Annotated in this window: 11 protein-coding genes; 7 read left to right on the top strand and 4 right to left on the bottom strand. The window is 57.6% G+C overall.

The features are described 5' to 3' along the window. The first annotated feature begins 126 nt into the window (after nt 1–126). The 3 genes from aegA (at nt 127) to HV355_RS04900 (ending at nt 3,914) form a co-directional block, all read left to right on the top strand. Entirely contained in the window at nt 127–2,103 is a 1,977-nt protein-coding gene (gene aegA / locus HV355_RS04910) for a formate-dependent uric acid utilization protein AegA (protein ID WP_182401072.1), read from the top strand. A gap of 67 nt (nt 2,104–2,170) precedes the next feature. Then, nucleotides 2,171–2,761, top strand: coding sequence for a GDP-mannose pyrophosphatase NudK (gene nudK, locus HV355_RS04905; protein ID WP_174340880.1), 591 nt, complete (start codon nt 2,171–2,173; stop codon nt 2,759–2,761). A gap of 109 nt (nt 2,762–2,870) precedes the next feature. Then, nucleotides 2,871–3,914: a DUF1176 domain-containing protein gene (locus HV355_RS04900; protein ID WP_108416681.1), complete on the top strand. Its 1,044-nt coding sequence runs from the start codon at nt 2,871–2,873 to the stop codon at nt 3,912–3,914. A gap of 130 nt (nt 3,915–4,044) precedes the next feature. On the opposite strand, the gene tkt is transcribed toward HV355_RS04900, so the two are convergent. Beyond that, complete coding sequence (gene tkt, locus HV355_RS04895) at nt 4,045–6,033, bottom strand: transketolase (RefSeq protein ID WP_182401070.1); 1,989 nt, start codon at nt 6,031–6,033, stop codon at nt 4,045–4,047. A 19-nt stretch (nt 6,034–6,052) separates the two neighbouring features. Continuing rightward, nucleotides 6,053–7,003, bottom strand: coding sequence for a transaldolase (gene tal, locus HV355_RS04890; protein WP_010433786.1), 951 nt, complete (start codon nt 7,001–7,003; stop codon nt 6,053–6,055). Between the two features lie 246 nt (nt 7,004–7,249). Between tal and maeB the strand changes: the two genes are divergently transcribed. Then, the gene (gene maeB, locus HV355_RS04885) at nt 7,250–9,529 is read left to right on the top strand and encodes an NADP-dependent oxaloacetate-decarboxylating malate dehydrogenase (protein ID WP_010433785.1); all 2,280 of its coding nucleotides are present in this window, start codon (nt 7,250–7,252) and stop codon (nt 9,527–9,529) included. A 78-nt stretch (nt 9,530–9,607) separates the two neighbouring features. Here maeB and hemF read toward each other — a convergent pair whose 3' ends face one another. Continuing rightward, nucleotides 9,608–10,507, bottom strand: a complete 900-nt coding sequence (hemF, locus tag HV355_RS04880) for an oxygen-dependent coproporphyrinogen oxidase (RefSeq protein WP_182401068.1) — start codon at nt 10,505–10,507, stop codon at nt 9,608–9,610. After that, nucleotides 10,507–11,382 (bottom strand): N-acetylmuramoyl-L-alanine amidase AmiA, encoded by an 876-nt coding sequence (gene amiA / locus HV355_RS04875; protein WP_182401066.1) that lies wholly within the window; start codon nt 11,380–11,382, stop codon nt 10,507–10,509. The genes hemF and amiA overlap by 1 nt, the downstream gene beginning before the upstream one ends. Nucleotides 11,383–11,594: 212 nt before the next feature. Here amiA and HV355_RS04870 point away from each other — a divergent pair, with 212 nt between their 5' ends. From HV355_RS04870 to HV355_RS04860, 3 genes are all read left to right on the top strand, one after another. Next, on the top strand, nt 11,595–12,020 hold the full coding sequence (locus tag HV355_RS04870) for a GNAT family acetyltransferase (RefSeq protein ID WP_003861292.1): 426 nt from the start codon (nt 11,595–11,597) through the stop codon (nt 12,018–12,020). Then, nucleotides 12,007–12,456, top strand: coding sequence for a DUF2919 domain-containing protein (locus tag HV355_RS04865; protein WP_010433777.1), 450 nt, complete (start codon nt 12,007–12,009; stop codon nt 12,454–12,456). Before HV355_RS04870 ends, HV355_RS04865 begins: the two co-directional genes overlap by 14 nt. A 63-nt stretch (nt 12,457–12,519) precedes the next feature. Beyond that, complete coding sequence (locus HV355_RS04860; RefSeq protein WP_010433775.1) at nt 12,520–13,095, top strand: RpoE-regulated lipoprotein; 576 nt, start codon at nt 12,520–12,522, stop codon at nt 13,093–13,095. The last annotated feature ends 8 nt before the right edge of the window (nt 13,096–13,103 follow it).

Here is a 13,103-nt window from a genome sequence, read left to right as displayed (position 1 = left end):
CTGCCACAGGTTCACTGGAGATAGTTCGGCTTTCTGGGCATTTGAACATTGCCTGAACACGTCACCGTGGCTAAATACAGTACATATAGAAAGAATAAGGTTATTGAACCAAAAACAGGTGTCGTTATGAATCGTTTTATTATGGCCAACAGCCAGCAATGCATAGGGTGTCGTGCCTGTGAGGTCGCGTGTGTGATGGCGCACAACGATGAGCAACATGTTCTGAGTGAGCGCCATTTTCATCCCCGTATTACGGTCCTCAAATCAGAGGGGAAGAACAGTCCCGTTACCTGCCACCATTGCGAAAATGCCCCCTGCGCGCACAGCTGCCCGAACGGGGCTATCAGCAAGCACAGCGACAGCGTACAGGTGAATCAACATAAATGCATTGGTTGCAAAGCCTGCGTGGTAGCCTGCCCGTTCGGCACGATGGACATCATCGTTACGCCGCTGGATAACGCGAGCGTGAAGGCGTCGGCACATAAATGCGATCTCTGCCTGGCGCGGTCTCAGGGGCCTGCCTGTATTGAAAACTGCCCGGCTGACGTGCTCACGCTTGCCACCCCCGCCGTGCTGGATAACCTGTCGAAAGCGCGGCGCACGCGCACCGCGCGACTGGAAGCGCAGCCGTGGTACGGCGAGGCGGTGCAACAGGTTCAGCCGCAAACCAAACTACAGCAGTTGCACAATACTCCTCCACGGGGCGAGCCAGACAAGCTGACGGCACAAGAACGCGCCTGCCATTTCAACGAAATCTATCTGCCGTTTCGGGCTGAACAGGCCAGACGTGAGGCGTCCCGCTGCCTGACCTGCGGGGAGCACAGCATCTGCGAGTGGGCCTGCCCGCTGCACAACCACATTCCGCAGTGGATTGCGCGCGTCAACGCGGGGGATATCACCGGTGCGGCAGAGCTCTCCCACCAAACCAACTGTTTACCGGAAATTACGGGCCGCGTTTGCCCGCAGGACCGCTTATGCGAGGGAGCCTGCACGTTGCGCGATGAGTCGGGTTCCGTGACCATTGGTAATATCGAGCGCTACATCTCAGACCAGGCGCTGGCGATGGGCTGGACGCCGGACATGAGCGGCGTCCTCCCGGTGGACAAGCGGGTGGCCATTATTGGTGCGGGCCCGGCAGGGCTGGCGTGCGCCGACGTGCTGGTGCGCAGCGGCGTGAGCGTGACGGTGTATGACCGCCATCCGGAAATCGGCGGACTGCTGACGTTTGGCATTCCCGCCTTCAAGCTGGATAAATCCCTGCTCGCGCGGCGCAGAGAGATATTTACCGCGATGGGGATCCGGTTCGAACTCAACTGCGAAGTGGGACGCGATGTCTCTCTGACGCAGCTGCAGCGTGATTATGATGCCCTGTTTATTGGCGTAGGAACCTACCGCTCCATGAAGGCCGGTATCCCTCATGAAGATGCGCCGGGTGTCTATGACGCGTTGCCGTTCCTGGTGGCGAACACCCGCCATGTGATGGGGCTTGAGTCGAGCGCCTCTGAGCCGTTTATCGACACGCAGGGGCTGAATGTGGTGGTACTCGGCGGAGGGGATACGGCGATGGATTGCGTGCGAACCGCGCTGCGGCAGGGGGCCGCCAAAGTGACCTGTGCCTATCGCCGGGACGAGGCCAACATGCCGGGGTCGAAAAAAGAGGTGAAGAACGCGAAAGAGGAGGGGGCGGCGTTTGAATTTAACGTCCAGCCCGTCGAGCTGACGCTTGCTTCGGACGGGAAGGTCAACGGTATCCGGATGCTGCGCACCGAACTGGGTGAACCGGATGCGCAGGGTCGTCGTCGTCCCGTTCCGGTTGCAGGCAGTGAGTTCGTCCTGCCTGCCGATGCGGTGATCATGGCGTTTGGCTTTAACCCGCACGCGATGCCCTGGCTGCAGGCCCAGGGCGTGGAAACGGATGACTGGGGGCGCATCATTGCCTCTGTCGAAGGGCACTATCGTTACCAGACCAGCAACCCGCAAATTTTTGCCGGAGGTGACGCTGTGCGCGGTGCCGATTTAGTGGTCACTGCGATGGCTGAGGGGCGCCATGCGGCGCAGGGTATTCTCGACTGGCTTGAGATAACAGCGCCAACGGCGCACTAAATCCGACCGGCGACAAAGCGCGCTCCACGGCGTAGTATAACTGCACTCATTATGTCGTGGAGCCCGTATGACCCTCAAAATTGACGTTATTAAAGACAAAATCCTGTCCGAAAATTACTTTGTCCTGCGTAACATCACCTATGATTTAACGCGTAAGAATGGTGAAGTGATCCGCCACAAGCGCGAGGTCTACGACCGTGGCAATGGCGCAACCATTTTGCTCTACAACCGTGAAAAACAGAGCGTGGTATTGATTCGCCAGTTCCGGGTGGCGACATGGGTGAATGGCAATCCTGACGGACGATTAATTGAAACCTGCGCTGGCCTGCTTGACGATGATGAGCCTGAGGTTTGTATCCGCAAAGAGGCCGTTGAAGAAACGGGCTTTGAAGTGGGTGAGGTGAAAAAGGTGTTCGAACTGTTCATGTCGCCAGGCGGCGTGACGGAAATTGTCCACTTCTTCATTGCGGAATACCACGATGCGCAGCGCACTCACCGGGGCGGTGGCGTCGAGGATGAAGATATTGAGGTGCTGGAAATGCCGTTTTCTCAGGCACTGGCAATGGTGAGAAGCGGAGAGATCAGGGACGGTAAAGCCGTAATATTATTGCAGTACCTGCAAACGACCGGGATCATGAGCCCCTCTTTCGAACGGTGATAGATTACATTTCAGATAAATCTATCCGATAAATCCGATTGAGCAAGCCCGGTTCGGACACGAAGATACTGCCCAGTTTGACGTTTTCGTTTCTGGGATTGTGCCATCCATGCGCTACTGCGTTTTTATTCTCTTCCTGTTTTGCGTGCTACCCGCGCCATTGGTGTGGGCAGCCCCCGCCCAGCAGTCCTTCTCTGACTGGCAGGTCACCTGCAATAACCAGAATTTTTGCGTTGCGCGAAATACCGGTGAACATCGCGGTCTGGTCATGACGCTCAGCCGCAGCGCGGGCGCGAAAACGGACGCCACGCTGCGGATCGATCTCGGTGGGCTTTCTGACCCCGCCGTGAAAGAGCCTGATATCGCGCCGCGACTGCTGCTGGATGACGTACCGCTTAAGCTTTCGCCTCAGCACTGGCAATTAACGCCCTGGCATCTGAAGACTGACGATGCCGCCACCATCACCGCTTTTTTGAAAAACATTCAGGAAGGGCACGCTCTGACGTTGAAGGGTGGTAAGCAGGTTATCTCACTGGATGGCCTGAAAGCGGCGCTGCTGTTTATCGATGCCCAGCAAAAACGCGTCGGCAGCAAAACCGCCTGGATAAAAAAAGGGAACAGTCCGCCGCTGAGCGTGCCGCCCGCACCCGCATTAAAAGAGGTGGCGGTCGTCAACCCGACACCGACGCCGCTGACCCATGAAGAGTTGAACGACCTGCTGGATTATGGCACCTGGCGGATGAATAACAGTCAATGCTCACTTGATCCGAACCGCCGTGAAGTCCGCGTTACCGCGTTAACCGATGACAAAGCGCTGCTGATCGTCAGCTGCGAAGCCGGGGCGTATAACACCGTCGATTTGGCATGGCAGGTTTCGCGCAAAAAGCCATTTTCTGCCCGTAGCATCAGGTTGCGTCTGCCATTTACCCCTTCAAGCAACAGCAGCGAGATGGAGCTGATGAATGCCAGCTTTGATGAGAAAACGCGTGAGCTGACCACGCTGGCGTTAGGGCGGGGCATTGGGGACTGCGGGATCCAGACGCGCTGGCGTTTTGACGGCCAGCGCTTCCGCCTGGTCCGCTATGCGGAAGAGCCCAGCTGTGATAACTGGAACGGGCCAGACGCCTGGCCCACGCTGTGGATTACGCGGTAGCTTTTTGCCGGGTGGCGGCTTCGCCTTACCCGGCCTACGAATCCTGCGGTATGTGACAATGTGCCGGATCTAGAACACTTCGAACCGTAGGCCGGGTAAGCGACAGCGCCACCCGGCAACGCAGACCGCACTACAGCACGCTCAGCGCCTTCTCCACCACGTTCTCAACGGTAAAGCCGAAGTACGGGAACAGCTTATCGGCAGGGGCGGACTCACCGTAGCCCCGCATGCCGACAATCGCCCCTTTGAGCCCAACATACTTGTACCAGTAGTCGGCAATACCGGCCTCCACCGCCACGCGCGCCGCGACGCTGGACGGCAGGACCGATTCCCGGTACGCCTCATCCTGTGCATCAAAAATATCCGTTGAAGGCAGAGATACCACGCGCACCGCGTGTCCTTCGGCGGTCAGTTTCTCCGCGGCTTTCACCGTGATTTCCACCTCGGAACCTGTGGCAATCAGGATCACGTCCGGCTTGCCGCCGCTGTCTTTCAGGATGTAGCCGCCGCGAGCGATGTTTTTCACCTGCTCCGGGGTACGCTCAATCTGCGCCAGGTTCTGGCGCGACAGAATTAATGCCGTTGGGCCGTTGTGGCGTTCTACCGCCAGCTTCCAGCCTACCGCCGCTTCGACCTGGTCGCACGGGCGCCAGGTGCTGAAGTTCGGCGTCAGGCGCAGGCTCGCCAGCTGTTCAACCGCCTGGTGCGTGGGCCCATCTTCCCCCAGCCCGATGGAGTCGTGGGTATAAACCATGATTTGCCGCGCCTTCATCAGCGCCGCCATGCGCGCCGCGTTACGGGCGTACTCGACAAACATCAGGAAGGTGGCCGTGTAGGGCACAAAGCCGCCGTGATGGGCGATGCCGTTGGCAATGGCCGTCATCCCGAACTCGCGCACGCCGTAGTGGATGTAGTTCCCGGCGATGTCCTCTTTGAGCGATTTCGAGCCGGACCAGATGGTCAGGTTACTCGGCGCCAGATCCGCCGAGCCGCCCAGCAGTTCGGGCAGAATAGGACCTATTGCGTTCAGCGTATTTTGCGACGCCTTACGGGTGGCAATTTTCGCCGGATTGGACTGCAGGTTTTCAATCAGCGCCTGGGTTTTATCGTCCCAGTCTTCCGGCAGGCCGCCGCTCATGCGGCGTGAAAACTCGGCCGCCAGCTCCGGATGCGCTTTTTTGTAGGCGGCAAATTTTTCGTTCCAGGCGTGCTGGGCTTTCTCACCGTCTTCGCGGGCATCCCAGGCTCTGTAGATCTCTTTCGGGATCTCAAATGGTGGGTATTTCCAGCCCAGCTTCTGCCGGGTCAGCGCCACTTCTTCGTCACCCAGCGCCGCGCCGTGCGCCTCCTCTTTGCCCGCCTTGTTCGGCGAGCCGAAGCCGATGACCGTACGGCAGATAATCAGGGACGGTTTGTCCTTCACGCTCTGCGCTTCCTGAATCGCTTTTTTCACGGCTTCAGGATCGTGCCCGTCAATCTCATGCACCACGTGCCAGTGGTAGGCTTCGAAGCGTTTTGCCGTGTCGTCGGTAAACCAGCCGTCGGTTTCCCCGTCAATAGAGATGCCGTTGTGATCGTAAAACCCGATCAGCTTGCCGAGTCCCAGCGTGCCCGCCAGCGAGCAGACCTCGTGCGAAATCCCCTCCATCAGGCAGCCGTCACCCATAAACACGTAGGTATAGTGGTCGACAATCTCGTGGTCCGGCTGGTTAAACTGCGCCGCCAGCGTGCGTTCGGCAATCGCCAGCCCGACTGCATTGGCTAACCCCTGACCGAGCGGCCCGGTCGTCGTTTCCACGCCCGGCGTATAGCCGATCTCCGGGTGGCCCGGCGTTTTGGAGTGCAGCTGGCGGAAGTTTTTTAGCTCCTCAAGCGGCAGGTCGTAGCCGGAAAGATGCAGCAGGCTGTAGAGCAGCATCGATGCGTGACCGTTGGAAAGAATAAATCGGTCGCGATCGTACCAGGTGGGGTCATTCGGGTTGTGCTTCAGGAAGTCGTTCCACAACACTTCGGCAATATCGGCCATGCCCATCGGTGCGCCGGGATGGCCGGAATTGGCTTTCTGCACGGCATCCATGCTGAGGGCGCGAATGGCATTGGCGAGCTCTTTACGGGACATAGTTCACTCCGTGGCAAGGTTAAAGTTTGGCGGCAAGAAGATCTTCGAGTTTGCGCTGGTCGACGGCGAACTGGCGGATGCCATCCGCGAGCTTGTCGACGGCCATTGCGTCCTGATTGTGCTCCCAGCGGAACTCCGCTTCGGTCATGGCTTTCGGTTTTGGCAAAACGGTGGAGGTCGGCACCAGCTTGCGGATCACCGTCTCTTCTTTGTCCTGAAGCTCCTGGAGCAGGTTAGGGGAGATGGTCAGACGGTCGCAGCCAGCCAGGGCGAGGATCTGCTCGGTACGGCGGAAGCTGGCCCCCATCACGATGGTTTCGTAGCGGTGCTGTTTGTAGTAGTCGTAGATATTACGGACCGATTTAACGCCCGGATCCTCATCCACCACGTAGGGATCCATCGGCTGTTTTGCCTGATACCAGTCGTAGATGCGCCCGACAAACGGCGAGACGAGGAACACGCCCGCTTCGGCACAGGCGCGCGCCTGGGCAAAGGAGAACAGCAGCGTCAGGTTGCAGTGAATGCCCTCTTTTTCCAGCACCTCTGCCGCGCGGATGCCTTCCCAGGTGGAGGCGAGCTTAATCAGGATGCGTGATTTATCGATCCCCTGCTCCTGGTAGAGTTCCACCAGGCGGCGGGCTTTGTTAATGCTTTTTTCTTTATCAAACGAGAGGCGGGCGTCCACTTCGGTCGACACGCGCCCCGGAATGCTTTTCAGAATTTCCGCACCAAAATTAACCGCCAGCTTGTCGCTGGCTTCGGCGACCTGCTGCTCCTGCGTTTTCCCGCGCTGCTTACCGTAGGCAATGGCGTCATCAATCAGATGACTAAAATGGGCAAGCCCGGCCGCTTTGAGCAGCAGCGAAGGGTTGGTGGTCGCATCTTCCGGCTGATAGTGGCGAATCGACTCGATATCGCCGCTGTCTGCAACCACGGTGGTGAATTGTTTGATGCCGTCTAGCTGGTTCATAAATCATTACTCCTTGGAAATAAAAGAGTTAGATGAGTGCGTTAGTTCACACTTCTGAGAAAATCATGATGGACTTAACAAAAAAGCATAGCAGACGGGGGAAGCATTGCTTTTGAGACGGGTAACATGGCTGTTATAAATTGATAACAATTTTTAATGTGTGATGGTGAGAGTTTGGCAGCCTTCAAAGTTTATGCGCTGTCCTGCGGCGATACTATCTGACCGATACGTAAAAGGAATAACAAGATGGACGATCAGTTAAAACAGAGTGCCCTCGATTTTCACGAGTTCCCCGTCCCGGGCAAAATCCAGGTTTCCCCTACCAAGCCGCTGGCGACCCAGCGCGATCTGGCGCTGGCCTATTCGCCAGGCGTCGCTGCGCCGTGCCTGGAAATCGAAAAAGACCCGCTGGCAGCCTACAAATACACCGCGCGCGGCAACCTTGTCGCCGTTATTTCTAACGGTACAGCGGTGCTGGGGCTGGGCAACATTGGCGCGCTGGCCGGTAAGCCGGTGATGGAAGGGAAGGGCGTTCTGTTCAAGAAATTCGCCGGTATCGACGTGTTCGATATCGAGGTGGACGAACTCGATCCCGATAAATTCATCAACGTGGTGGCCGCGCTGGAGCCGACCTTCGGCGGGATCAACCTGGAAGACATCAAAGCGCCGGAATGTTTCTATATCGAGCAGAAGCTGCGCGAGCGTATGAACATTCCCGTGTTCCATGATGACCAGCACGGGACCGCGATTATCAGCACCGCCGCCATTCTGAACGGCCTGCGCGTGGTCGAGAAAAATCTCTCCGACGTGCGCATGGTGGTCTCCGGCGCGGGCGCGGCGGCGATTGCCTGTATGAACCTGCTGGTGGCGCTGGGTATGCAGAAACACAATATTGTGGTCTGCGACTCCAAGGGCGTTATTTATAAAGACCGCGAGCCGAACATGGCGGAAACCAAGGCGGCGTACGCGGTGGAAGACGACGGCAAACGCACGCTTGAGGACGTCATTGACGGCGCGGATATCTTCCTCGGCTGTTCCGGCCCGAAAGTGCTGACCCAGGAGATGGTGAAGAAGATGGCGCGTGCGCCAATGATCCTGGCCCTGGCGAACCCGGAGCCGGAAATCCTGCCGCCGCTGGCGAAAGCGGTGCGTGAAGATGCCATTATTTGTACCGGCCGTTCGGACTACCCGAACCAGGTGAATAACGTGCTCTGCTTCCCGTTCATCTTCCGCGGCGCGCTGGACGTCGGCGCAACGGCGATCAACGAAGAGATGAAGCTTGCCGCCGTTCATGCCATCGCGGAGCTGGCGCACGCCGAGCAGAGCGAAGTGGTCGCGTCTGCGTACGGCGATCAGGATCTGAGCTTTGGCCCGGACTACATCATTCCAAAACCGTTCGATCCGCGTCTGATTGTGAAAATTGCGCCAGCCGTTGCCAAAGCGGCGATGGACTCCGGCGTGGCGACGCGACCGATTCAGGATTTCGACGCTTACGTCGATAAGCTCACCGAGTTTGTCTACAAAACTAACCTGTTCATGAAGCCGATCTTCTCTCAGGCGCGTGCCGACGCGAAGCGCGTGGTGCTGGCGGAAGGGGAAGAGGCGCGCGTGCTGCACGCCACTCAGGAGCTGATCACCTTAGGGCTGGCGAAGCCGATCCTGATTGGTCGTCCGAGCGTCATCGAGATGCGCATTCAAAAGCTCGGCCTGCAGATTAAGCCGGGCGTCGACTTCGAGATCGTTAATAACGAATCCGATCCGCGCTTCAAAGAGTACTGGAGCGAATACTACGCGATCATGAAGCGCCGTGGGATCACCCAGGAGCAGGCGCAGAAAGCGGTCATCAGCAACACCACGGTGATCGGCGCGATCATGGTGCATCGCGGCGAAGCGGATGCGCTGATCTGCGGCACCATTGGCGATTACCACGAGCACTTTAGCGTGGTGCAGGAGATCTTCGGCTATCGCGACGGCGTCCATACCGCCGGGGCGATGAACGCGCTGCTGCTGCCAAGCGGCAACACCTTTATTGCTGACACCTACGTTAACGACGATCCGACCCCAGACGAGCTGGCGGAGATCACCGTGATGGCTGCGGAGACCGTGCGCCGCTTTGGTATCGAGCCGAAGGTGGCGCTGCTGTCGCACTCGAACTTTGGTTCGTCTAAATCCGCGGCGGCCTGCAAAATGCGTCAGACGCTGGAGCTGGTGCGCGAGCGTGCGCCGGAGCTGATGATTGACGGGGAAATGCACGGCGATGCCGCCCTGGTGGAGAGCATCCGTAACGAACGCATGCCGGACAGCCCGCTGAAGGGATCGGCCAACATACTGATTATGCCAAACGTGGAAGCGGCGCGTATCAGCTATAACCTGCTGCGCGTCTCCAGCTCTGAAGGGGTGACCGTAGGACCGGTACTGATGGGCGTGGCGAAACCGGTGCATGTGTTAACGCCGATTGCCTCTGTGCGTCGTATCGTGAATATGGTGGCGCTGGCGGTGGTTGAGGCGCAAACGCAGCCTCTGTAATTTTTACCCTCACCCTCTCCCAAAGGGAGAGGGAATTTATACTCCCTCTCCCTTTGGGAGAGGGCAGGGGTGAGGGGGTTACACCCAGTCCCGAACCTGAATAAACTCACGCAAGGCAGCCTCCGGGCTGCCTTCTTTTGGTTCGTAGCTGTACTCCCACCGCACCAGCGGCGGCATCGACATCAGAATCGACTCCGTGCGCCCGCCGGTCTGCAGGCCGAACAGCGTCCCGCGATCCCACACCAGGTTGAACTCCACGTAGCGGCCGCGGCGGTAAAGCTGGAACTCACGCTCGCGCACGCCGTAGTCGGTGTTTTTACGGCGTTCGACGATGGGCAGATAAGCGTCGGTATAGCCTTCGCCCACCGCGCGCATAAAGCTGAACGCGGTATCAAAATCCGGCGTGTTGAGATCGTCAAAGAACAGCCCGCCGATGCCGCGCTGCTCGTCGCGATGCTTCAGGTAAAAGTAGTCATCGCACCATTTTTTAAATTTCGGGTAGACGTCTTCGCCAAACGGTAGACAGAGATCGCGCGCGGTAGTGTGCCAGTGCACGGCATCCTCTTCGAAGCCGTAATAGGGCGTTAAATCGAAACCGCCGCCAAACCACCAGACCGGATCGGCCCCCGGTTTTTCCGCAATGAAAAAGCGCACGTTAGCGTGGCTGGTCGGCACAAACGGGTTGTGCGGGTGCACCACCAGCGAGACGCCCATCGCTTCGAAGCTGCGGCCAGCCAGCTCAGGGCGATGCGCCGTCGCAGACGCGGGCATCGCGTCGCCGTGAACATGGGAAAAATTGACGCCCGCCTGTTCGAAGATGCCGCCGTTACGCAGCACCCGGCTGCGCCCGCCGCCGCCCGCTTCGCGCTGCCAGTTATCCTCCTGAAATTCACCGCCGTCTACGGCGGCCAGTTTCCGGCAAATATCATCCTGCAGCTGCAGCAGGAATTTTTTGACCAGCTGTACATTGGGTTTCATCAACGTTTCCTGGAGTGCGCTTTTTGGTTATCGAACCAGTTGAAGTAGCTGATAATGCCGGAGGCGATGGCGTTGGCGATCTTCTGGCGGAACGCCGTGGTGCCGAGCAGCCGCTCTTCTTCCGGGTTGGTAATAAAGGAGGTTTCCACCAGCACCGACGGAATCGACGGCGATTTCAGCACCACAAACGCCGCCTGCTCGGTGCCTTTACTGTGCAGACGATGCACCGGCTTAATCTTCTTCAGGATATGCGAGCCGAGCGTCAGGCTGTTTTTGATGGTGTCCGTCTGCACGAGGTCGAACAGCACCTGCTGCAACAGATGGTCTCTATCGGTGGCTTTCTTTCCGGCGACCTCATCCGCCCGGTTTTCGCGGTCGGAGAGGTATTTTGCCATGGCGCTACTGGCACCACGGTTGGAAAGCGCAAACACCGATGCGCCTGCTGCCGAAGGGTTGGTAAAGCCGTCTGCGTGGATCGACATAAACAGATCTGCGCCGTGCTGGTGGGCGATCTCCACGCGGTCGTACAGCGGAATGAAGGTGTCCCCGGAGCGCGTCAGGCGGGCGTCAATGCCGTTGCTGCGTAAAATCGATCGCACATTTTTTGCAATCGCCAGCACGACGTGTTTTTCTTTCGACCCGTTTTTGCCGATGGCGCCAGTATCGATGCCGCCGTGGCCCGGATCGAGCATCACCAGACGCTTCGCGCCCGGCTTTTTGGCTTTCGGTTTACTGTGCCCGTTGCTGGTTTTAAGCGTGCTCTCGTCTTTTGCCTGAGCCTGCTTAGCGATGCCCGTTAACGTTAAGGCCGCCAGCCCCGCTTTGAGAACCTGACGACGCGATGTGAGTGCTTTTAATGGTTTGAATGTGCTCATGCGGCCTGAATAGTAAAAATTGCGATCCTGGTGTTATATCGTATCGTGATTACCGTTACGACAGTCCTTATTGATAATTGTTTTACTTTTCATTTCAATACGTGACAAAGTGACATTATGCCAAATTTTGGCGAGATTTTCCCCGGTTATTGGCTAAACGCAGGGTTCACGCCATAATCACTGTTTTTAAACCCAAAAAGGCGGTTAATACCATGGAGATACGCGTTTTTCGCCAGGAAGATTTCGAAGAGGTGATTACCCTTTGGGAGCGCTGCGATCTGCTGCGTCCGTGGAACGACCCGGAAATGGACATCGAACGTAAGGTGAATCACGACGTCAGTTTGTTTCTGGTCGCGGAAGTGAACGGTGAGGTTGTCGGTACGGTGATGGGCGGTTACGACGGCCACCGCGGTTCGGCCTATTATCTGGGCGTGCATCCGGAATACCGGGCGCGCGGCATTGCCAATGCGCTGCTCAATCGCCTGGAAAAGAAACTCATCGCTCGCGGCTGTCCGAAAATTCAGATTATGGTGCGAGAAGATAACGACGTGGTGCTGGGCATGTATGAGCGTCTGGGCTACGAGCACGCTGACGTGCTGACTCTGGGCAAGCGTTTGATCGAAGATGAAGAGTACTGAGATCCATCCGGCTGACTATGACGCGCAGGGCCGTGTCAGGCTGCCTTTTCTGTTCTGGTGCGTTCTGCTGCTACAGGCCCGCACCTGGGTGCTGTTTGTAATGGCCGGAGCGTCGCGCGGGCAGGGCGACACGCTGCTGAATCTCTTCTATCCCGATCACGATGCATTCTGGATCGGATTGCTGCCGGGCATTCCGGCCGTACTGGCGTTTTTGGTCAGCGGACGGCGGCATCTGATCCCCCGCTTTTGGGGCGCGCTTCGCTGGTTGCTGATCCTTGCCCAAATTGCGCTGCTCTTCTGGCAGCCGGTACTCTGGTGGTACGGTGAGCCGCTCACGGGCATCGGTATTGCGCTGGTCGTTGCCGATATCGTGGCGCTGCTGTGGCTGCTGACCAATCCACGCCTTCACGCCTGTTTTAGGCATCAGGATGATTAATTCGGCACTTTTTGCCGAAGTCGCACTCCAACAAGCGTTGATTTAATTAGAAAGGACGTTTCAATGAAATCGCTGCGTTTACTTTTATGCGCTCTTCCGCTGGCGTTGACCGGCTGTTCGACGCTCTCCTCTATTAACTGGTCTTCTGCGTATCCGTGGAACTGGTTTGGTTCTTCCACCGAAGTGACCGAGCAGGGTGTAGGAAAAATTACCGCGTCAACGGCGCTGGATCAGGATGCCATTCAGGATGCCCTGAGCAGTGATTATCGCCTGCGCAGCGGCATGAAAACCGAAAATGGCAATATCGTGCGTTACTTCGAAGCGCTGAAGGGTGACACGCTGGCGCTGGTGATTAATGGTGATAAAGGCACGGTAAACCGTATCGCGGTGATGGATGAAGACATTCCAACCGCAACCGGTGTGAAAGTGGGGACCCCGTTTAGCGATCTCTATAAACAGGCGTTCGGCAACTGCACCAGCGTGCCGTCTGACGACAAGGTTGCGGTGGAATGTAAGGCTGAAGGCAGCCAGCACATCAGCTACCTGTTCACCGGAGAGTGGAGCGGCCCGGAGGGGTTAATGCCATCTGACGACACGCTGAAAAACTGGAAAGTGAGCAAAATACTCTGGAAGCAGTAATTTGCGCC

Origin of the sequence: Enterobacter sp. RHBSTW-01064 (genome assembly GCF_014103035.1) — a bacterium.
In the GTDB taxonomy this organism is placed as follows: Bacteria; Pseudomonadota; Gammaproteobacteria; order Enterobacterales; family Enterobacteriaceae; genus Enterobacter; species Enterobacter mori.
This window is presented reverse-complemented; position numbering and strand designations above follow the sequence as displayed.